The following is a 19895-nucleotide window of genomic DNA, read 5'->3' on the forward strand; positions in this document are numbered from 1 at the left end:
AGGGCCCTCAGGCGTTCGGGCGCTGGGTCAAGAACGGCCGAGTCGGCGTCATGTCGGGCTCGCCGAGGACGGCTTCGGCCATCGCCGTGACCGGGTCGGGAACTTCCGGCACGGCCGGGGCGGCCTCGGCCAGGCGGGTCTTGCGGCGCTGGCGCAGCACACCCAGCGTCATACCGATGATGCCGAGCGCGACGGCAACCAGTCCGACGGGGCCGAGCACGCCGAAGCTCGCGGCGTTGGCGTCGGCCTGCGCTGTCGTCGTGACGGCGGCGAACGCGCTGCCGCCGCCGGCCAGGAGCAGGCCGGCCGGGACGAGCGCGACCACCACGGCCGCGCGGAAACCGCGCAGGGTGGACCGCAACAGGGTTCGACCTGGGTTGCGCACCGGAGTGCCTCCCGCGACTAACGCTCACCCATCCGAGTGAGACGTTGCGTGCTACTGGTCAGAAAACTACCGAGCGTGTCAAGACCTGCCGGTTCTGATCAACTCGAAAGCGAGGGTAGCGCTCTACCATTGATACGCTCCGAGCGCCCCCCGGGTTCACTTCGACCACTCAGCCGGGTGACCTCGCTACTACCCGCAGTAGATCGTGCTCGGAGTGTGCCCGATCGGCGTCACCCGTTCTCCGCAGTCTTCGCCGTCGCCCCTCGATGTGGACGCGTCGCCACGATCGGGAGGACTGTTCGCCGGACCGTGAGTGGTCTACACCTCGCGGGGAAAGTCGATGTCGTAGGTCGCGGTGACCGGCGCGTGGTCGGACCAGCGCTGGTCGTAGGCGGCTGCCCGTTCGACCACGACGTCGACGACCTTCTCGGCGAGCCCGGGCGTCGCGAGCTGGCAGTCGATGCGCCAGCCGGAGTCGTTGTCGAAGGCCTGGCCCCGGTAGGACCACCAGGTGTACGGGCCGGGGCCCTCGGGGTCGAGCCGGCGCTGGACGTCGGTGTAGCCGGCCTCGGTGTAGACGCGGCCGAGCCAGGCGCGTTCTTCGGGCAGGAAGCCGGAGTTCTTGCGGTTGCCGCGCCAGTTCTTGAGGTCGACGGTGTCGTAGGCGATGTTCCAGTCCCCGACGACGACGGCTTCGCGCCCGGCCGCGGCGGCCTTCCCCCGCAGTTCGGCGAGGTAGGGCAGGAACGCGGCCATGAAGCGTTCCTTTTCGTCCTGCCGTTCGGTGCCGACGTCCCCGCTGGGCAGGTAGAGGCTCGCGACGACGACGTTCGGCAGGTGCACCTCGAGGTACCGCCCGCTGTCTTCGAATTCGGGCTCGCCGAAGCCGATCCGGACCTCTTCGGGCTCGACACGGCTGTAGACGGCAACGCCATTGCGCCCCTTGGCGGCTGAAGGCGCGTGCACGGAGAACCACCCGTCGGGGTCGACAACGGCGGCGGGCAGCTGACTGGCTTCGGCCCGCACCTCCTGGCAGGCGACAACGTCGGCCTTCGTGGCGGCAAGCCACTCGACGAAGCCCTTCTTGGCGGCGGCGCGAAGGCCGTTGACGTTCACGGTGGAGACGGTCAGCACGCCGTGCACGCTACCGGCCGGGATGCCGCGGCCTCAGGCCCGGGCGCGGCGGCGTTGGCGGAGCCGGAAAACCGGTGCGGTGCGCCGGGCTCGCTCTGCCAGACTGCCGCGCATGGGCGAAGCGGCGAGCCGGTTGACGGTGCTGGGCAGTTGCGGCGCGTGGCCGGAGCCCGGCCGCGCCTGCGCCGGATTCCTGCTCGTGCACAACGGCTTCCGCGTGGTCCTCGACCTCGGGTACGGCGCCGCGCCACGCCTGTTCACGCACTGCCGCGACGGGTTGCCCGACGCGGTCGTCGTGACGCACGAGCACCCCGACCACTGCGCGGACGTGAGCGCGCTCGGGCGGGCGTGGCACTACACCGTCCAGGCCGGCGCGCCCGCGGCACGGCTGCCGCTGCACTGCACGCCCGGCACGGTCCGCCGGCTCGAGGCGATGGAGCCCCGGCCGCACCCGGACACGCTGTTCGAGGTGCACGACCTCGCCGAGCAGCGCGATATCGGGCCGTTCCGCATGACGCCGTACCCGCTGCCGCACCACCAGCCGAACTTCGGCGTGCGCCTCACGGCACCCGGGCTGACGGTGGCGTACACCGGCGACACGGGACCATCGCCCCTGCTGGCCGACCTCGGCCGCGACGCCGACCTGTTCATCTGCGACGCCACCCTCCGCACCCCACCGCAGGAGGGAGAGCCCCGCTACCTGATGACGGCGGCCGAGGCGGGCCAATGGGCCCAGAGCGCCAACGCCCGCCGGCTCCTGCTCACCCACTTCTGGCCGGGCACCGACCGGACCGCCGCCGCCGAAGAGGCCCGCGCGGGGTTCGGCGGCGAGGTGCTGGTCGCGGAAGAGGACTTCGCGATCGAGCTCTGACGGCGGGTGGAGCGCAGACCCTGGCCGGCTGCACGCCCGACCCGGTCCCGCGCGCCGCTACCAACGCTCGGGACGGGCTCCGCAACGCAGCACCTCGCTTGACCACCTCGGTCCCGCCGAGCAGATCCGCCGCTGAACCGTCCCCCGGTTCAACCCGGCCCCGCGCTCCGACCCCCGTCCAAGCGCGGTCCCAGGCTCGATGCCCCACCAACCGCCATGCCCGCCCGACCGAGCCCAACCAGCCCGCGAGACTCCCCCTGGAGACCCCGCGGACACTTCGGCTGAGACCGCGATTCAGTTGTCGCCCGCCCCCGGACGTGCCCTCCTCTCCGGCGGCCAACCCCGCCGACCTGTGCTTTCGGACCTGATCAGTTCTAGCACCCACCACCGACAAAAACGGCGCCTTGACGCCACAAGCTACTCCCGATAGCTTTAAAGCTATGACCAGTAGCCACCAGAACGATGTCCCCTAGAGTCGGGCTGACCACCGAAGCCGTGGTCGACCTGGCCCTGGCCCTCATCGACGAATCCGGCCCGGACGCGCTGACCCTGGCCAAGATCGCCGAACGCGCCGGGGTCGCCGCGCCCTCGCTCTACAAGCACGTCAAGAACCTCGCCGATCTCCGGCGGCTGATCGACCTGAAAGTCGTCCGGGAAATGGCCGACACCCTGCGCGCCGCCGCCACCGGGCGCGAGGGGGGAGACGCCGTCGCCGCGCTCGCCGACGCCTACCGCCACTACCTGCAAGCCCACCCGCACCGCAGCCACGCGCTCGTCACCGCTCCGGACGAAACCGACACCGAACTCAGCAGGGCCACCCACGCCGTCGCGGAAGTCGTCTTCGCGGTGCTGAGGCCGTTCGGCTTCGACCACGCCCAGGCCGTGCACGGGACCCGCTGCCTCCGCGCCGCCGTGCAGGGCTTCGCCGGGCTCGAAGCCTCCGGCGGGTTCGGCCGCCCGGAAGACGTCGACAAGAGCTTCGAAGTCCTCAAAACCATGCTCGTCCAAGGCCTCACGATCTACGCACGGAAAGCAGACCGATGACCTTCATCCTCGCCGTACTGCTCTTCACCGTCGGGCTCGGCGTGCTCGACGCCCGCTTCCCCTGGACGGAGGCCCGCAGATGATCGCCGGGCACTTCGGGCTGGCCGCCGCCGTCAAAGCGGGCCGGCCCGCCATCCCCGTCTGGACGCTCATGCTCGCCACCGCCTGGCTCGACGTCGTCTTCGTGCCGCTCTACCTGAGCGGTGTCGAAACGATCGACGGCGAGGGCTACGGTGGCGGCGTCATCCACGCCGACTACACGCACTCCCTCGTCGGCGCGCTCGTGCTCGCCGCGCTCTTCGGCGCGGTCGCCGCCCACTGGCTCGGCCGGCAAGCCGGGCTCGTCCTCGGCGGCGTCGTGTTCTCGCACTGGCTGCTCGACCTCGTCGTGCACCGCGCCGACCTGCCGATCCTGCCCGGCAACGCCGGCGACCTGCCCGTCTTCGGCTTCGGGCTCTGGCGGCTGCCCGCCGTCTCGGCCGTCGTCGAACTGCTGATGCTCGCGATCGGTATCGGCCTTTACTGGCGCGCCGCCGCGAAACGCGATCCGAAACGCGCGAGGACGCTCGGCCTGTCGGCCGCGGCCTTCGGCGTCGTCACGCTCGCGGCCGACCTGATCGGTCTCTGAAGACTCAGCAGGCGGAGCCGGCGACGGGCTGGGTGAACTCGGCCGCCACCCACTTGTCGTCGGCCACCTTGCGGAAGCCGTTCTGCACGCCCGGCATCGCGTCGAACTGGGCGTCACGCAGGTACTTGCCGACGATCTTCGCGTTGCCGTCGGCCGTCTCGCGGGCGTTCAGGACGTCCGCGGTCACCGTCACCTTGCAGCCGGTGGCCGACGCCCCCGACGCCTGCTTGCCCGTGTTCATGGCGTAGACGATGACGACCAGGACGAGCGCGCCCAAGATGAGCAGAGTCTTCTTCGACATGCCTTCCTCCAACTCGCGAGCCCGTCCCCACGCCAAGGGTAGGCAATCCTTTACCCGGACGGCAGCGCCGGACGTCGCAACCACCCGGAGGCGCCAGCGGCGCCCGCGCGAGGTGACACCGCGTGATCAACCGGAAAAGCCCCTTCCCGGCGAACCGGGAAGGGGCTTTTCGAAGCAAAAAACTCAGCCCTGGGCGATCTTCTTCGCCAGGTTGTCGTCCAGCGTCGCGAGGAACTCCTCGGTCGTCTGCCACGGCTGGTCCTTGCTGATGAGCAGCGCGAGGTCCTTCGTCATCTGACCGCTCTCGACGGTCTCGACGACGACCTGCTCCAGCGTGTTCGCGAAGCCGATCAGCTCCTGGTTGCCGTCCAGCTTGCCGCGGTGCTCGAGGCCGCGGGTCCAGGCGTAGATCGACGCGATCGGGTTGGTCGACGTCGGCTTGCCCTGCTGGTGCTGGCGGTAGTGCCGGGTGACCGTGCCGTGCGCGGCCTCGGCCTCGACGGTCCGGCCGTCCGGCGTGCGCAGCACCGACGTCATCAGGCCCAGCGAGCCGAAGCCCTGCGCGACCGTGTCGGACTGGACGTCACCGTCGTAGTTCTTGCACGCCCAGACGTAGCCGCCCTCCCACTTCATCGCCGCGGCGACCATGTCGTCGATCAGGCGGTGCTCGTAGGAAATGCCCTTGGCGTCGAAGTCGGCCTTGAACTCGTTTTGGAAGATCTCCTCGAACACGTCCTTGAACTGGCCGTCGTAGGCCTTGAGGATCGTGTTCTTGGTGGAGAGGTAGACCGGCAGGCCGCGGTCCAAGCCGTACTGCAGGGACGCGCGCGCGAAGTCCTCGATCGACTTCTTGAAGTTGTACATCCCCATGGCGACGCCGCCGCCCTCGGGGAACTGCGCGACCTGGAACTCCATCGGCTCGGAGCCGTCGTCCGGGGTGTAGCTGATGGTCAGCTTGCCCGGGCCGGGGACCTTGAAGTTGGTCGCCTTGTACTGGTCACCGTGGGCGTGGCGGCCGATGATGATCGGCTTCGTCCACGTCGGCACCAGCCGCGGGATGTTCTGGATGACGATCGGCTCGCGGAAGATCACGCCGCCGAGGATGTTGCGGATCGTCCCGTTCGGGGACAGCCACATCTTCTTGAGGCCGAACTCTTCGACGCGTGCCTCGTCCGGGGTGATCGTGGCGCACTTGACGCCCACGCCGTGCTTCTTGATCGCGTTCGCGGAGTCGACCGTGACCTGGTCGTCGGTGCGGTCCCGCTCCTCGATACCCAGGTCGTAGTAGTCCAGGTTCACGTCCAGGTACGGGTGGATCAGCTTGTCCTTGATGAACTGCCAGATGATGCGGGTCATCTCATCGCCGTCGAGTTCGACGACGGTGCCCTGGACCTTGATCTTGGCCATGAGCAGCGGTGCTCCTTCCGCGGATCTTCGCGTTCTTCGATACGTCTCGCCGGTAGCGGTACAAGCGTACTGCTTGACGCACCTGGATGGTTCAAGTAGTGGTCGGCATCAAGTCTCCACCCGCGCTTTGTGGCCCGGATCACCGGGCGGGAACCCGATCCGACCGCTCGCCGAGCGACCGTAGGTGTTCGGCGGTGAACCAGGGCACGATGCCACCCGTGATTCGATGCGAGAGGTGACGCCCATGTCGACCCATCGGTACGCCGGCTACGAAGTCGACTACGAGAACGACTACGAGGAGCAGGACGAACCCGCCGACGTGCTCGACGAGCGGCCCCGCCGCGGCGCCGCGCACGTCGTCAGCGCACTCGGCGGGCTCGTGTTGACGCCGGTCGCCCTGGGCCTGCTGAGCTGGGGCGGGCTGCGCCAGCAGCAGCTGATCCAGGCCACGCTGAGCACCAACCGCGACCCGCTGGGCATCGCGCTGCTGGCCGGCGGGGCGATCCTGCTGCTGGTCGTCGCCGCGCTCGGCGCCCTGTCGGCGGTCGGCCCGATCCTCGGCGGCCTGATCTACGGCGTGCTGCCCGGCGTCGCCGCGATGGCCGTACCCGAATGGGGGTTCCGGCTGGTCAACCTGATGCCGAAGAGCGACATCGCGTACGGCGTCATGGACTTCCTCTTCATCGGCGGCCTGCTCGGCGTGGGCTTCCTGCTGGTCGGCAGCGGACTGGCCAACGCACTGGTCCGGCGGCGGCGCGAAGCCTGACGCACGCCGGTGGCATCATCGGCGAATGGGACTGTTCACCGTCGCGGAAGCGCGCGACGAACTGGCGCGCCTGCGGCCGGTCCTCGACGAACTGGTGCGCGTGCGGGCCGACGCCGCCGAGCTCGCGGCGTCGCTGCGGCCGGGCGGCCGCGGCACCGAGCTGGGCGGGCTGCCCGAGTGGAAGGCCGCCCAGGCCCGCCTCGACGACCTGATGACGACGGTGCAGCGCACCGGCGCCGAGCTCAAGGGGTTCGCGCCGCTGCTGGTCGACTTCCCGGCCGAGCTGGACGGCACCGACGTCCTCCTGTGCTGGCTCGAAGGTGACCGCGAGCTGGGCTGGTACCACCGCGCCGACCTCGGGTTCGCCGGTCGTCGTCCGCTGAAAACCGCTGGTGGTCCCGGCTAGGTTGGGTTCGTGAGCGACGAATCCCGGGCCGCCTTCTTCGACGGCACAGCTGAGCACTACGACGACGACACGTTCCACGTCTCGGTGGCGGAGGCCCTGGTCGAGCCGCTCCCCGACGCTCCGGGACTCGTTCTCGACGTCGCCACGGGAACGGGCTTCGCGGCGTACGCGGCGTTACGGCTGAAGCCCGCGCGCGTGCTCGCTGTCGACTTGTCGCCGGCCATGCTCGCGCGGGCCGAGGCGAAGGCGCCCGCGCAGGATCCGGACGGGCGGATCGAGTGGCGGGTCGGGCCGGCGGTGCCGATGCCGGCCGAGGACCACTCGGCCGACGTCGTGCTGTGCGCCTCTTCGCTGCACTTCCTGGGGGCCGCCGCGTTCGCCGACTGGCTCCGTGTGCTGCGCCCCGGCGGCCGGCTGGCGTTCTCGATCGTGTCGGGGGCGCGGTTCAAGCCGTCCGGGCCGTTCGGGGACTTCGTGCCGAAGGACCTGACCTTCCCGGTCGACGTGGCCGGCGCCGCGGCGCTGGCCTCGTCGGCGGGTTTCGTGGACGCTTCGGCGCGGACGTTCACCGTCGACGGCGGCGACCGGATCCGCAGCGTGTTCCTGGTGCACGCAACGGCACCGTGACTCAGGCGTCGAAGTGCACCTCGCCGCGCGTGGCCGGGCCGTCCGGGGCACCGCAGCGCTGGACGAACGTCGCGTCGAGGCCGGTGACGCTGCCGTCCGCCGCGCGGTCCAGCCGGTCCAGGGTGAACTCGGCGTAGTCGTCACCGCAGCCAAAGCTCCCGCTGACCACCAGGAAACCCGGCACGTCCGTGGCCGGGTCCTCGCTCCAGCGGTAGCGCGCGCCGGAGTAGGTGCCCGTGTGCAGGGTTTCGCCGGCCGGCGGGCTCATCTCCACCCGCAGGTCCCTGAACCCGGACTGGACGTCGACCTTCAGGATTTCCCTGCTGACCCACACGCGAACCTCGTCCCCCGGACCCGCGTAGTGCGCGCTGCCCTGCAGCGGCCAGGCGCCGTCCTCCGAGGTGTAGTCGACCGTCTGCAGCGAGTCCGCCGAAGCGACCGGCACGAGCGCAAAGCCCAGCCCGGCCGCCGCCGTCAGGACCACACACGCACGACGAAGTGAATTCACGGAACCTCCCCATCCCGAGCCGCTCTCCGCGGCGCTGCCGATCATGCTGCCAGCTCACCCGGCCGGGGGATAGAGGAGTTTTACTCAGCGGTGCAGTGACGCGCCCTTGAGGATCTTGTCCACGGCGTTCTTCGGCCCGTGCACCGCCAGCCCGGCCAGCGCCAGCTTCTCACCCGGCACCTCGCGGACCGCCGCGCGGTTGTCGGCGTCGTTGCCGGTGTGGAACAGCTCGTCGGTGAAGATCGAAAACCGCAGGCCGCGGCCCAGCGCACGGCCGTGCGCCGCGGTCAGGACGTCCGCCGTGCCGGAGAAGACCAGCACCGGCTGGCCGAACATCGGCAGGTACTCGGTGCCGTCGGCGTCGGCGTACGGCTCGCCCATCAGCTCGGGGGTCACGTGGGCGATGCCGCTCACCAGGAACGCGGTGACGTTCAGCCGCTGCCAGGACGCCAGGTCGTCGCGGAGCAGGACGGCGATCTTCGTGTCGAAGGAACTCATGCCCCGAAGACTCGCCCGGGCGCGACGCCCGCGTCTTGTACGTTCTTGACATGGCGCACGTCGAAGCTTGGCGGCCGGCGGTCCCGGGGATCGCCGAGGTCTTCCACGCGCGCTTCACCACGCACGCCTACCCGCTGCACACGCACGACACGTGGACGCTGCTGATCGTCGACGACGGCGTCATCCGCTACGACCTCGACCGCCACCACCACGGCGCGCTCGGCCCGGCGGTGACGCTGCTGCCGCCGAACGTCGCCCACGACGGCCGCGCCGCGACCAGCCACGGCTTCCGCAAGCGCGTGCTCTACCTGGACACGCCGGTGCTGGGCGAGGACCTGATCGGTGCGGCGGTCGACCGGCCCAGCCTCGCCGACGGCCTCCTGCGCACCCGCATCCACCAGCTCCACGAGTCCCTCGCCGAGCCCGGCGACACGCTCGAGGCCGAGAGCCGGCTGGTGCTGGTGGCCGACCGCCTGCGCACCCACCTGGGGAAACCGGCATCGCCCGAGCCGAAACGCGGCCTCGCCGACGATCTCCGGGACCTGCTGGACGCTCAGCTGCCGGAAGCGCTCACGCTCGCCGAAGCGGGCGAGACGCTCGGCGCGCACCCGGCGTACCTCGTGCGCTGCTTCGGGGCGCGGTTCGGCCTGCCGCCGCACCGCTACCTGACCGGCCGCCGGGTGGACCGGGCCCGCCGGCTGCTGCTCGGCGGCACCCCGGCCGCCGAGGTCGCGACGGCGGCCGGGTTTACCGACCAGGCCCACCTGACGCGGCACTTCAAGCGGTACCTGGGCACGACGCCGTCGCGCTACGCGAAAACCCGGTGACGGCGTCGTTACGATCCGGACATGGGGTTCCTCGCCAGGATCGGCGGCCTGCGGTTCGCGGTCACCGTCCTCACCGGCATGACCGCGCTCCAGATGGCGCTCATCGCGTTCGGCAACATCACCGACTTCGGCACGAACCAGGCGTTCGTCCAGCACGTGCTCGCGATGGACACGACGTTCCGCTCACCGGACATGATGTGGCGCGCGATCACCAGTCCGGGGCTGCTGAACACCGCCTACGTCGTGATCATCGCGTGGGAGGTGCTGACCGCGGTGGTGCTGATCGCCGCGTTCGTGGCGTGGCTTCGCGGGAGTGTTTCCGCCGGACGAACACTGTCGACGCTCGGTTGGGTGATGTGGGTGCTGCTGTTCGGCGTCGGCTTCCTCGCCATCGGCGGCGAGTGGTTCCAGATGTGGCAGTCGGAGAAGTGGAACGGGCTGCAGCCGGCGCTGCAGAACTTCCTCATCGCGACGGTGGCGCTGGTCGTCGCCCACCTGCCGGAGAAGCAGGCTGTGTCAAGATGACCGCATGCTGCGCGAACTGCACCTGACCGGCGACCCGGCCGCCGACAAGCTGCTGAACGACGACCCGTTCGCCCTGCTCGTCGGGATGCTCCTGGACCAGCAGTTCCCCATGGAGCACGCCTTCGCCGGCCCGCGGAAGATCGCCGACCGGATGGACGGCTTCTCCCTGGCGAAGATCGCCGCGACCGACGTCGAGACGTTCGTCGAGCTCTGCGTGATCCCGCCCGCCATCCACCGCTACGGCGGTTCGATGGCCCGCCGCGTCCACGCGCTCGCCCAGCACATCATCGAGACCTACGACGGCCGCACCGAGGGCATCTGGCTCGACGGCCGCCCGAAGCCGGACGGTCCGGAGGTCCTCAAGCGGCTGAGGGCCCTGCCCGGCTTCGGTGAGCAGAAGGCGAAGATCTTCCTGGCCCTGCTGGGAAAGCAGCGCGGCATCCAGCCGAAGGGCTGGCGCGAGACGGCCGGCGCGTACGGCGACCGCGGCGCGCGCCGGTCGATCGCCGACGTCACGAGCGCCGAAACCCTCGCCGAAGTCCGCGCGTTCAAGAAGGCCGCCAAGGCCGCGGCCAAGGCGGGCTAACGCACCCACACGCGCAGCGGGCCCAGCGGCTCCGCGCCGTGGGCCATGGCGTTGCCGAGCGCCTCGCCGTGTTCGTAGCCGACCACCGGAAGACCCGGGAAGGCGCCGGCCACCGCGGCGACCGCACCCGGCCAGGCGTCGTCCGCGCCCGAGAAGTTGGACAGCCCCACCACCCCGTCGCCGCGGTGGGCGACGACCACCGCCGAGCCGCGGGACAGCACCGCCACCGAGTCGTCGCTCGGGAAGCCGTGGCCGGCCACTCGCCGCCAGCCCGGCTGGGGCACACCCGGGCCGCACGCGATCCACGTCGCTTCGAACAGGACCGAGAAGCCCGGCAGGTCCAGGGTCGCGAAGCTGTCCTTGACGGAGCACCCCGCGGAGCCGTCGACGAACGGGAGGATGTCGGCGACGGTGGCGTCCGGGGTCAGCGTCACCGCGTCCGGGTAGTACTCCGGGGTGCGGCGCGGGCTCGTCCACGCCCGCGGGCCGAACTCCCCGCCGCACACCAGATCGCACCACGCCGCGTTTTCCGCGACCGTCCACTCCAGACCTGTCACAGCAGGCCGGCCAGTTTGTACAGCACCAGACTGCCCGCCACCGCCACGTTCAGGCTGGCGCCGGTGCCGACCATCGGGATTTCGACGACGCTGTCGAGCAGGTCGAGGACCTCCGGCGGGATCCCGGTCTGCTCGTGGCCGAGCACGGCGATCGTGCGGCCGCGGGCGGCGGGCAGGTCGGCCAGCCGGACGGCTTCCTCCGCCAGTTCGACGCCGACCACCCGGGTGCCCGCCGCCCGTTCGCGGGCCAGCCAGCCCGGTGGGTCGTGCACCCAGTGCACACAGGCCGGACGCCGCAACGTGTTTCCCCTCCGCAGCGCTTCCGGCACCCACGGGAACCGCGGGACGGCGAGACACGCCCCGACGGCGTCACAGGTGCGCAGGAGAGTGCCGAGGTTCACGCCGTGCAACGGCCACAGCGGGGCGGCCACCAGGTGCCCCCAACAGGAATGGGCCTTGCTCCGCCGGGTCTTCCGCAGCTCTCGAGGCGTGCGGACCCGGACCGAAGGGCTCACCGGCGCCGAGGCGCGGCGCCTCCGAATCCACTGATCATGACGCGGATTCTAACCCGTTCGCGGGGTCCACGGGCGGAGTTTCCGCTCCTACCCTGGACCTGGAGGTGAAGCCCCATGCACGCAGGAGTGGGAGACGAAATCCAGGTGCACGGCCGGACGGTGGGAGCGGCCGAGCAGCGCGGCGAGATCCTCGAAGTCCGTGGCCCCGACGGCGCCCCGCCCTATCTGGTGCGGTTCGCCGACGGGCACGAAGGGCTCGTCTACCCCGGGCCCGACTGCGAGGTCCAGGCGCACGCCGACTAGCCGACGGCGACCTGTTCCCGAGGCTCGCGGACCCGCCCCCACGCCGCGCCCACCAGCAGCAGGGCGACGAGGGTCAGCGCGGCCGCGACCTCGGGCAGCAGCAGCGGCCCGCCCGACGCGAGCACCGCTCCGCCGACCACGCCGGACAGGCCGACGCCGAGGTAGATCGCCGAGGCGTTGAGCGAGAGCACCAGCCCGGCGTGGCCCGGTGACAGCTCGATCAGGCGGTGCTGCACCGGCGGGTTGAACGACCACGTCGCCAGCCCCCAGACGAACAGCGAGATGCCGGCCGCGACCGGCGTCGCCGTCGTCAGCGGCAGCAGCGCCATCACCGCGGTGATGGCCACGGTGACCACGAGCAACGGCTTCCGCGAGCCCCAGCGGTCGGTCGCCCGGCCGCCCGCGAAGTTGCCGATCGCGCCGCCGACGCCGTAGCAGAAGAGCAGCACCGTCACGGTCGTGCCGTGCACGCCCGCGGTCGCCGCCAGCAGCGGCGAGACGAACGTGTAGACCATGAACGCGGCCAAGCAGGCGAGCACCGTCGTGGCCAGCATGACGAGCACCCGAGGGTCCCGGCCCGCGGCGAAGCGCTCGGCCAGGCCGACCCGCGGCGGGGCGGCGACCACGGGCAGCGCGATCCGCACGGCCAGTGCGCTCGCCAGCGAGAACGCGGCGACCAGCGCGAACGCCGCCCGGTAGCCGAGGTGCTGGGAGATGAGACTGCCGAGCGGGACGCCGAAGATGAGCGCGACGGTCAGGCCGCCGAACACCAGCGCGACGGCACGCCCCCGGCGCTCGGGGACGGTCAGCTCGGCCGCCACGGCGCTCGCCGCCGGGGTGAACACCGCGGCGCCGACCGCGGTCACCACCCGGGCGACCAGCAGCGAGCCGTAGCCGGGCGCGAGCGCGGCGAACAGGTTGCCGGCGCCGGTGACGGCGAGCGCGGCGACCAGCAGCGTGCGGCGTTCCCAGGTGCCGGTGGCGGCGGCGAACAGCGGCGAGCCGATCGCGTACGCGATGGCGAAGGCGGTCACGAGCTGCGCGGCGGCCGTGGCCGAGACGTGCAGCTCGCCGGTCAGCGCGGGCAGCAGCCCGGCGACGATGTAACCGCTGGTCCCGACGCCGAACGCGCCGAAGGCGAGGACGGAGATCCTCGAAGGAGCAGGTGCGGACATGGGTTGAGCCCCCAAGCGAAGCAGGGATTGGTTCGACGAACGTCGTAGTTCGACAGTCACCGTACTACGACTCGGCCACCAATTTCGACCGGCGTCGTACAATGGGCCCATGGCCAAGCACGCGACCCTGCCGCCGCTCCACTACCCGGCGCGGGAAGAGATGACCGTCGAAGGCGTGCTCCGCGCCCTCGCCGACCCGGTGCGACTGGCCATCGTCCGCCAGCTGGCGGCGACCGATCAGGAGATCTCGTGCAGCGGCCTGACCGTGCCGGTGACGAAGTCCACACTCACCCACCACCTGAGCATCCTGCGCCAGGCCGGGGTCGTGGCCGGCCGCCAGGAAGGCACCACCAGGCTCAATTCGTTGCGCCGCAACGATCTTGACGCCCTGTTCCCGGGCCTGCTGGACGGCGTTCTGGCCGCTCCGCGCTGATCACCGCGCCAGGAGTGCGGATCGTCACCCGATATCGGGATGACAACGGACCCCCTCCCTTGTTGGACTGGGGCGTAGGCAGCTCACGGCGCTGGGGCCGAATGGCTGCCTCTCTTTATGCCCCCGTACTGAACCGATCCAGAGATCGGCTCGGTAATCGTTTACCCACCCTGGAAGGAGTGCCGTGCCCGTCGCGCTGCTCGCGCTCGCCATCGGAGCTTTCGGCATCGGGACCACCGAGTTCGTCATGATGGGCGTGCTGCCCCAGGCGGCCGCCGACTTCGGCGTCGACATCCCGACCGCCGGCCACCTCATCTCCGCTTACGCCCTCGGCGTCGTAGTCGGCGCCCCCCTGCTCACCGCGGTCGCCGTCCGGCTGCCGCGCAAGACCATGCTGCTGGCCATGATGGGCCTGTTCACGGTGGGCAACGCCCTCTTCGCGCTGTCCCCGAACCAGGAGTTCGGCATCGCGTTCCGGTTCCTGGCCGGCCTGCCCCACGGCGCGTTCTTCGGCGCCGGGGCCGTGGTCGCCTCCAGCCTCGTCGGCCAGGGCGAGCGCGCCAAGGCCGTGTCGCTGATGTTCCTCGGCCTGACCCTGGCGAACGTCATCGGCGTGCCGCTGGGCACGCTGCTCGGCCAGCAGGTCGGCTGGCGCGCCACCTTCGGCGTCGTCGCCGTGATCGGGCTGGCCGCGATCGCCGCCATCGCGAAGCTCGTCCCGCACCAGGGCAAGCCCACCGCCGATGCGTCGCTCAAGAACGAAATCAGCGCCTTCAAGCGCCCGCAGGTGCACTTGGCGCTGGCGATCGTCACGTTCGGGCTGGGCGGCGTGTTCGCCTGCCTGTCGTACATCACGCCGATGCTGACCGACGTCGCCGGCTACTCACCGTCGAACGTCACCCTGCTGCTGTCGCTGGCCGGGGTCGGTATGACGATCGGCAACCTGCTCGGCGGCCGGCTGGCCGACCGCGCGCTGATGCCGAGCCTGTACATCGCCCTGCTGGCGCTGGCGTCGGTGCTGGGCATCTTCACCATCACCGCGCAGGGCAAGGTCGGCGCGGCGATCACGATCTTCTTCGTCGGCGTCGCCGGGTTCATGATCGGCCCGATGATGCAGGCGCGGATCATGGAAAAGGCGGGCGGCACTCCGTCCCTGGTGTCGGCCGCCGTCCAGTCCGCGTTCAACATCGCCAACTCGATCGGCGCCTACCTCGGCGGCCTGGTGATCGCCGGCGGGCTCGGCTTGGTCGCTCCCAACTGGGTCGGCGCGCTGCTCGCGGTCTTCGGGCTCACGCTGGCGATCGTTTCGGGCACGTTGGACCGCCGGGAAGCCCGCGCCGAACGGCGGGAACTCGCCCTGGCGTCCTAAGAGGAGCCGAGCGGGCCGCCGATGATCGTCAGGGCGACGTACAGCACCGCCACCGCCAAGCATGTGAACGTCACGACGTCGACGAGCTTGCCCCGGATCGCCAGGAGGCCCGCCCTGGCCGTCGGCAGCGCCACCCGCAACACCGCGGCGAGGAGGAGCGCGGCGCCGATCAGCGCCGCGCCCTCCCGCCAGTGGTACTGGAAGATCCGCAGCGCCGCGACGGCCACCACCAGCAGCACCACCGCGAACGGCAGCTGGCTGAACCGGCCTCGCCCGCTCCGGCGGTCGCCGATGTCCCGCCGGTCTTCGGTCATGGTCATCAGCCTTGAACCGAGCGTTCCGCCGCCTCGACGACGTTGCTGACGAGCATCGCCCGCGTCATCGGGCCGACTCCGCCCGGGTTGGGCGAAATCCAGCCGGCCACCTCGGCCACGTCCGGGTGAACATCGCCGGTGAGCTTGCCGTCCACGTGGGACACGCCGACGTCGAGCACCGCGGCGCCCGGCGCCACCATGTCCGGCGTGATGATCCCCGGCACCCCGGCCGCGGCCACCACGACGTCGGCGCGGCGGACCTCGGCGGCGAGGTCGCGGGTGCCGGTGTGGCACAGGGTCACGGTGGCGTTCTCGCTGCGGCGGGTCAGCAGCAGGCCCAGCGTGCGGCCGACGGTGATGCCGCGGCCGACCACGGTGACCCGCGCGCCGTTCAGCTCGACGCCGTGCCGCTTGAGCAGCTCGATGATCCCGTACGGCGTGCACGGCAGCGCGCCCCGCTGGCCCAGCACTAGCCGGCCGAGGCTGACCGGCGCGAGGCCGTCGGCGTCTTTCTCCGGGTCGATCCGCTCGAGCACGCGGTTCGCGTCGAGGTGCTTCGGCAGCGGCAGCTGCACGATGTAGCCGTGGCAGGCCGGGTCGGCGTTCAGCTCGTCGATGACGGCTTCCAGCTTCTCCTGGGTGATGTCGGCCGGCAGGTCGCGGCGGATCGAGTTGATCCCGATCTTGCCGCTGTCGGCGTGCTTCATCCGCACGTACGAGTGCGACCCCGGGTCGTCGCCGACCAGGACGGTGCCGAGACCGGGCGTCACCCCCTTCGCGGCGAGGGCCGCGACGCGGGGCTCGAGCTCCGCGAAAATGGCGTTCTTGGTGGCCTTGCCGTCGAGAATCTTCGCCGTCACGGGCCCCATTCTGGCAAAGCGGCCCCCGCGCGTCGCTTCCAGGCGCGGGTGGTCGCAGCCCGTAGAGTGATCGCTACCCCACACGGTCCACTCGCGACGATCACCGCGATCAAGCTGTGATGTACCGCACGTCGCATCACCCGAGGTCAGGCCCGGTGCCGCCGGGTTGCCGGGCGGCAAAACCCACATGCGGGGTGCACTCACGCGCGCGAGCAGTCAAAATGTGCGGGTGGCACAACCGACGACGCAGCTGAACGCGACCGAGCAGGACACCCTGGTCAAGCAGATCGGACTTGCCCTGCTCCGTGCCGCCCCGCGCGACTGGCGCAAGGTCACCGCGGAGTACCGAGCGGTCGGCAGGTACCACGAGCTGACCGGCGAGATCGTCACCGAGGACGGCACGGTGCACGAGTGGCTCGCCACCCACGACATCGCGACCCTGTTCGGCAGGCTCCGCGGTGGCATGTACCGCGACGGACGCGGAACGTGGTTCAACGCGCGCTACCAGCTCGACCACCCGTCCAGCTACAACCTCGAGTACAACCGCGACGAACCGGTGTGGAACCTCGCGCCGCCGCCGCAGGCCTACTCCGACGAGCTGCGGATGTTCCCGCGCACCGAGGAGAACGTCCCCGAATGGCTGATCCGGCGGATGTCCGGGCTCGGCCCGGAGCAGCCGGGGCCGCACTTCCGGATCGCCCGGATCTTCGACACCGTCGGCCCGGCCGGCCGGCCGGTGATCAACCGGCCCGACCTCGAGGTCGACGAGCAGGACCGGCTGCTGGAGTACCTCGAGCACGCCCCGCTGGTGGTGCCCGAGCGCGGCTACGACATCGACCGGCTGGCCGCGACGCCGGAAGCGACCGTCCCGGTCGCCTTCCACAGCGACGGCCAGTGGATCTGGCCCGCCGCCGTCAACTTCTACCTCCACAAGTACGGCGTTTCGCCCGAACCGGACCTGGTCGAGCACGTCCGCGCGGTCGGCTTCGCGCTGCCGCCGGTGGACGAGCCGACGCTGCAGGCCGCCGCCGCGTACCTCACCCGGGGCAACCAGCCGCCACCGCAGCAGCAGCGCCCGGCCGGGCCGCCGCCCCAGGGACCGCCCCCGCAGGGGCCGCCGCCCCAGGGCTCCCCGCAGCAGCAGGCGCCCGCGGGCCCGCCGCCCGTCGCGCCCCCGCCCGTCGCGCAGCAGCAGCCCCAGGAACCGCCCCCGCCGGTGGAAGCACCGCTCTCGGTGCACGCGCCGGCCGAACCGGAGGCGCCGGCCGAAGAGCACGAATACGCCGAAGAGGGCTTCGACGAGCAGGAGTTCGAAGACCGCTTCGCCGAAGAGGACCACCAGTACGGCGACGAGGAGTACGCGCAGCAGCCCGAGCACGCGGCCGGGGCGAACGGCTCGTCGCCGGAAGCGGGCCGGGTACCCGACCTGGAAGAGACCGCGGAATACGTCCCCGACCAGCCGATCGGGCAGGAACAGCAGCCGCCGCGGGACGGCGAGCCCTTCCCGCGGCGCGACGACGAGCACGCCGCCTTCCAGCCCCCGCGGGAAGACGAGCACGCCTTCCCGGCCGAGCAGGCGTTCGAGCCGGGTCAGGCCCGGCACGACGAGGAACCGGCGGACCACCGGGAGGACGAGCCGGCGCACGCGGCGTTCGACTCCGGTCCGCCCGGGCCGGACGACGAGGCGGGGCACGGGTTCGACACGGGCCGGCCGCACCAGGACGAGCCGTCGCACGCCGCCTTCCAGCCACCGGGCAACGAGGACGAACCCGACTTCTCATCGGGCCAATCGCCGCGGCATGACGACGAGCTGTCGCACGCCTTCCAGGCCGGCCTGCCGCCGCACCAGGACGACGAGCCCTCGCACGCCTTCCAAGCCGACCGGCCGCAGCGCGACGAGGAGCCGTCGCACGCCGCCTTCCAGCCGCCGCGGCACGAGGACGAGCACGCCTTCCAGCCCCCGGGCCAGCCCGGCCGGCCGGACGGTGAGCCCCCGTTCCAGCCGCCCCGGCGGGAGCAGGCCGCGTTCGACCCCGGGCCGCCGACCATGATCACCCAGCCCGAGGTGCCCGGCGTGCTGCCGGTGCCGGAGCCGCCGGCACCCCAGCCCGCCGCCCAGGCCGAGCCGCCCGCTCCCCCGCGTCCGGGCCGCCGGGCGCTGCGCCGCGAAACTCCGGACCACCCGGTGCTCGCCGGCCTGCAGGCCAAGCTCGACGAGCTCGACGTCCCCGAAAGCGGCTACAAGCTGGGCGAACCCGCCGAGCACGGCTGGAGCGTCGAAGAGGTCGATGACGGCTGGCGCGTCGGCTGGTACGACGGCAAGCTCAGCAACCCCGCGGTGTTCGGCGACGCCGAGGACGCGGCCGCGTTCATGCTCGGCAAGCTGCTGCTCAACCCGGAGGGCCACCTGCCCCCCGAGGAGCCGCCCGCGCCGGAACCGGAACCCGAGCCGGAACCGGCCGCCCCGCAGCGGGTCGTCGCGACGCTCTCGCCCGAGGTCGCGACCGGCTCGTACCCGGTCCGCAAGCCGGTGCCGCCGCAGGAGCAGACCGCGTTCACCAGCGCCGACGAGCTCTTCGGCGACCTCGAGGACGACGAGCCGCCGGCCCCGCCGCGCCAGCCGGCGCCGGTCCCGGCCGGTCCGCCGCCGATGGCCCAGCAGGCCGGTCCGCCGCCCGCGGCGCCCGCACCGCCCCGGCGCGAACCGCCGTCGGCGCCGACGGTCCTGGCCCCGATGCCGCAGGGTGTCCTGCCGGTGCCACCGCCCCCTCCGGCGGGCGCGCCCGCGCTGCCGCGCCGGGACGAGCCGGCCCGCCCGGCCGTCAACGGTGGCGGGAGCGGAGGCCAGCAGCAGTGGCCGATCGGCCCGCTGGCCGGTGAGCCGCCGCTGACACTGTTCCGCGGCAAGGAGCTGCGCGAACTGCCCGCCGGCAGCGAGCTGGACCGCTTCGGCGGCCCGAACGGCAACCTGACGTACGCGGCGGGCACGCCGTTCGCCGAGCGGTCGCTGGTGCCGGAGTGGATCAACCGCCCGTACCACGTCTACCGGGTGCAACGGCCGCTGGAGGCGCTGGCCGGCGTCGCGATCCCGTGGTTCAACCAGCCGGGCGGCGGGTCGGCGTACCTGCTGCCGGCGTCGATCGAAGAACTCCTGGCCGAGGGCGACCTGATCGAGCTCGACCCGGGCGAACCCCCGATCGATTGAGTGCTTTGCGAAGGCCCCGGCAGCGCGCTGCCGGGGCCTTCGTGGTTTCAGCGGATGACGAGCCCGTGCGCGGCGGCGAAGGCGATCGCCGTTTCGACGTCGACCTCCGCGCCCCGCAGATCGGCTTGGACCAGGGCATTCGCGTCAAGCCGCGCACCGCGCAGATCGGCGCCCTCGAGCTTCGCGCCCTGCAGCCGGGCGCCGGTCAGGTCGCTGCGGCGCAGGTCGGCGCCGGTGAGATCGGCTTCCGTGAGGTTGGCTTCCCGCAGCCGCAGGCCCGACAGCCCGAGCTTGCGCAGCCGGGCCTTCGCCAGCGATGTGAGGGAGAGGTCGCACTCGGTGAGCGCGATTCCGCCGAACCCGCAGTCGGTGAACGACGTGCCGAGCAGCGAGCACGCCGTCCAGCGGCTTTCGGCGAGCACCGTCCGGTCGAAGGTGCACGAGCGGAACGCTGAAGCGTCATGCCGGGAGCGCGACAGGTCGGCCCGGCTGAAGACGCAGTCGTCGAAGGTGCAGCCGCGCGTCCGCAGCCCGCTCAGGTCCGCACCGGTGAAGTCACAACCGGTGAACCGCCGCTTTTCCCACCACTGCCCGGACAACACCGCTTCGCGGTAGTCCTCCCCCGTCTCCAGCACGGCCCCAGGGTGCCAC

Annotated in this window: 25 protein-coding genes; 13 read left to right on the forward strand and 12 right to left on the reverse strand. The window is 71.6% G+C overall.

Features of this window, described 5'->3' with window-relative positions; genetic code table 11:
• Positions 1-7: 7 nt before the first annotated feature.
• A complete protein-coding gene (locus tag ACFVYA_RS06600; protein WP_387043112.1) occupies positions 8-385 on the reverse strand; it encodes a hypothetical protein in 378 nt (125 codons plus the stop codon).
• 318 nt (positions 386-703) lie between these two features.
• Positions 704-1528, reverse strand: a complete 825-nt coding sequence (locus tag ACFVYA_RS06605) for an exodeoxyribonuclease III (RefSeq protein WP_387043114.1) — start codon at positions 1526-1528, stop codon at positions 704-706.
• A 103-nt stretch (positions 1529-1631) separates the two neighbouring features.
• Here ACFVYA_RS06605 and ACFVYA_RS06610 point away from each other — a divergent pair, with 103 nt between their 5' ends.
• The 3 genes from ACFVYA_RS06610 (at position 1632) to ACFVYA_RS06620 (ending at position 4062) form a co-directional block, all read left to right on the forward strand.
• On the forward strand, positions 1632-2390 hold the full coding sequence (locus ACFVYA_RS06610; protein ID WP_387043116.1) for an MBL fold metallo-hydrolase: 759 nt from the start codon (positions 1632-1634) through the stop codon (positions 2388-2390).
• 462 nt (positions 2391-2852) lie between these two features.
• Positions 2853-3434, forward strand: coding sequence for a TetR/AcrR family transcriptional regulator (locus tag ACFVYA_RS06615; protein ID WP_387043117.1), 582 nt, complete (start codon positions 2853-2855; stop codon positions 3432-3434).
• 79 nt (positions 3435-3513) lie between these two features.
• Positions 3514-4062, forward strand: coding sequence for a permease (locus ACFVYA_RS06620; protein WP_387043120.1), 549 nt, complete (start codon positions 3514-3516; stop codon positions 4060-4062).
• Positions 4063-4066: 4 nt separating this feature from the next.
• On the opposite strand, the gene ACFVYA_RS06625 is transcribed toward ACFVYA_RS06620, so the two are convergent.
• On the reverse strand, positions 4067-4363 hold the full coding sequence (locus ACFVYA_RS06625; RefSeq protein WP_285988218.1) for an SH3 domain-containing protein: 297 nt from the start codon (positions 4361-4363) through the stop codon (positions 4067-4069).
• A 183-nt stretch (positions 4364-4546) separates the two neighbouring features.
• A complete protein-coding gene (locus ACFVYA_RS06630) occupies positions 4547-5770 on the reverse strand; it encodes an NADP-dependent isocitrate dehydrogenase (protein WP_013222746.1) in 1224 nt (407 codons plus the stop codon).
• Positions 5771-6014: 244 nt separating this feature from the next.
• Between ACFVYA_RS06630 and ACFVYA_RS06635 the strand changes: the two genes are divergently transcribed.
• From ACFVYA_RS06635 to ACFVYA_RS06645, 3 genes are read left to right on the forward strand one after another with little or no spacing between them, the layout of a single operon-like run.
• Complete coding sequence (locus ACFVYA_RS06635; RefSeq protein ID WP_285988217.1) at positions 6015-6536, forward strand: hypothetical protein; 522 nt, start codon at positions 6015-6017, stop codon at positions 6534-6536.
• 25 nt (positions 6537-6561) lie between these two features.
• Positions 6562-6942, forward strand: coding sequence for a DUF2203 domain-containing protein (locus tag ACFVYA_RS06640; protein WP_285988216.1), 381 nt, complete (start codon positions 6562-6564; stop codon positions 6940-6942).
• A 9-nt stretch (positions 6943-6951) separates the two neighbouring features.
• Positions 6952-7569, forward strand: a complete 618-nt coding sequence (locus ACFVYA_RS06645; protein WP_387043123.1) for a class I SAM-dependent methyltransferase — start codon at positions 6952-6954, stop codon at positions 7567-7569.
• A gap of 1 nt (position 7570) precedes the next feature.
• Here the strand turns inward: ACFVYA_RS06645 and ACFVYA_RS06650 are convergent, their stop codons facing one another.
• Together ACFVYA_RS06650 and ACFVYA_RS06655 are read right to left on the reverse strand one after the other, a co-directional pair.
• Entirely contained in the window at positions 7571-8077 is a 507-nt protein-coding gene (locus ACFVYA_RS06650) for a hypothetical protein (protein WP_387043125.1), read from the reverse strand.
• A gap of 84 nt (positions 8078-8161) precedes the next feature.
• Positions 8162-8575 (reverse strand): DUF2000 domain-containing protein, encoded by a 414-nt coding sequence (locus tag ACFVYA_RS06655; protein ID WP_285988213.1) that lies wholly within the window; start codon positions 8573-8575, stop codon positions 8162-8164.
• A gap of 50 nt (positions 8576-8625) precedes the next feature.
• Between ACFVYA_RS06655 and ACFVYA_RS06660 the strand changes: the two genes are divergently transcribed.
• From ACFVYA_RS06660 to ACFVYA_RS06670, 3 genes are read left to right on the forward strand one after another with little or no spacing between them, the layout of a single operon-like run.
• Positions 8626-9402, forward strand: coding sequence for a helix-turn-helix domain-containing protein (locus tag ACFVYA_RS06660; protein ID WP_387043127.1), 777 nt, complete (start codon positions 8626-8628; stop codon positions 9400-9402).
• Between the two features lie 21 nt (positions 9403-9423).
• The gene (locus ACFVYA_RS06665) at positions 9424-9927 is read left to right on the forward strand and encodes a DUF2165 domain-containing protein (protein ID WP_387043129.1); all 504 of its coding nucleotides are present in this window, start codon (positions 9424-9426) and stop codon (positions 9925-9927) included.
• A 4-nt stretch (positions 9928-9931) separates the two neighbouring features.
• Positions 9932-10513 carry an HhH-GPD-type base excision DNA repair protein gene (locus ACFVYA_RS06670; protein WP_387043131.1) on the forward strand — a complete coding sequence of 194 codons (582 nt, stop codon included), beginning with the start codon at positions 9932-9934 and terminating at the stop codon, positions 10511-10513.
• On the opposite strand, the gene ACFVYA_RS06675 is transcribed toward ACFVYA_RS06670, so the two are convergent.
• Together ACFVYA_RS06675 and ACFVYA_RS06680 are read right to left on the reverse strand one after the other, a co-directional pair.
• Entirely contained in the window at positions 10510-11070 is a 561-nt protein-coding gene (locus ACFVYA_RS06675; protein WP_387043133.1) for a hypothetical protein, read from the reverse strand. The genes ACFVYA_RS06670 and ACFVYA_RS06675 overlap by 4 nt on opposite strands.
• Positions 11067-11501 (reverse strand): TrmH family RNA methyltransferase, encoded by a 435-nt coding sequence (locus tag ACFVYA_RS06680; RefSeq protein ID WP_387043135.1) that lies wholly within the window; start codon positions 11499-11501, stop codon positions 11067-11069. The genes ACFVYA_RS06675 and ACFVYA_RS06680 overlap by 4 nt, the downstream gene beginning before the upstream one ends.
• A 198-nt stretch (positions 11502-11699) precedes the next feature.
• Between ACFVYA_RS06680 and ACFVYA_RS06685 the strand changes: the two genes are divergently transcribed.
• Positions 11700-11888, forward strand: coding sequence for a DUF1918 domain-containing protein (locus ACFVYA_RS06685; RefSeq protein WP_191312265.1), 189 nt, complete (start codon positions 11700-11702; stop codon positions 11886-11888).
• Here ACFVYA_RS06685 and ACFVYA_RS06690 read toward each other — a convergent pair.
• Positions 11885-13063: an MFS transporter gene (locus tag ACFVYA_RS06690; protein WP_387043138.1), complete on the reverse strand. Its 1179-nt coding sequence runs from the start codon at positions 13061-13063 to the stop codon at positions 11885-11887. The genes ACFVYA_RS06685 and ACFVYA_RS06690 overlap by 4 nt on opposite strands.
• 109 nt (positions 13064-13172) lie before the next feature.
• Here ACFVYA_RS06690 and ACFVYA_RS06695 point away from each other — a divergent pair, with 109 nt between their 5' ends.
• A complete protein-coding gene (locus tag ACFVYA_RS06695) occupies positions 13173-13496 on the forward strand; it encodes an ArsR/SmtB family transcription factor (protein ID WP_387043140.1) in 324 nt (107 codons plus the stop codon).
• 184 nt (positions 13497-13680) lie between these two features.
• On the forward strand, positions 13681-14865 hold the full coding sequence (locus ACFVYA_RS06700) for an MFS transporter (protein WP_387043142.1): 1185 nt from the start codon (positions 13681-13683) through the stop codon (positions 14863-14865).
• On the opposite strand, the gene ACFVYA_RS06705 is transcribed toward ACFVYA_RS06700, so the two are convergent.
• Both ACFVYA_RS06705 and ACFVYA_RS06710 read right to left on the reverse strand, forming a co-directional pair.
• The gene (locus ACFVYA_RS06705; protein ID WP_387043144.1) at positions 14862-15185 is read right to left on the reverse strand and encodes a DUF3017 domain-containing protein; all 324 of its coding nucleotides are present in this window, start codon (positions 15183-15185) and stop codon (positions 14862-14864) included. The two genes, ACFVYA_RS06700 and ACFVYA_RS06705, sit on opposite strands and share 4 nt — an antisense overlap.
• Positions 15185-16039 (reverse strand): bifunctional methylenetetrahydrofolate dehydrogenase/methenyltetrahydrofolate cyclohydrolase, encoded by an 855-nt coding sequence (locus tag ACFVYA_RS06710; RefSeq protein WP_285988204.1) that lies wholly within the window; start codon positions 16037-16039, stop codon positions 15185-15187. The genes ACFVYA_RS06705 and ACFVYA_RS06710 overlap by 1 nt, the downstream gene beginning before the upstream one ends.
• Positions 16040-16262: 223 nt before the next feature.
• Here ACFVYA_RS06710 and ACFVYA_RS06715 point away from each other — a divergent pair, with 223 nt between their 5' ends.
• Positions 16263-19244 (forward strand): glycohydrolase toxin TNT-related protein, encoded by a 2982-nt coding sequence (locus tag ACFVYA_RS06715; protein ID WP_387043146.1) that lies wholly within the window; start codon positions 16263-16265, stop codon positions 19242-19244.
• A gap of 47 nt (positions 19245-19291) precedes the next feature.
• On the opposite strand, the gene ACFVYA_RS06720 is transcribed toward ACFVYA_RS06715, so the two are convergent.
• Positions 19292-19879 carry a pentapeptide repeat-containing protein gene (locus ACFVYA_RS06720; RefSeq protein ID WP_387043148.1) on the reverse strand — a complete coding sequence of 196 codons (588 nt, stop codon included), beginning with the start codon at positions 19877-19879 and terminating at the stop codon, positions 19292-19294.
• Positions 19880-19895: the final 16 nt, after the last annotated feature.

Source organism: Amycolatopsis sp. NPDC058278, assembly GCF_042881395.1.
Classification (GTDB): Bacteria; Actinomycetota; Actinomycetes; order Mycobacteriales; family Pseudonocardiaceae; genus Amycolatopsis.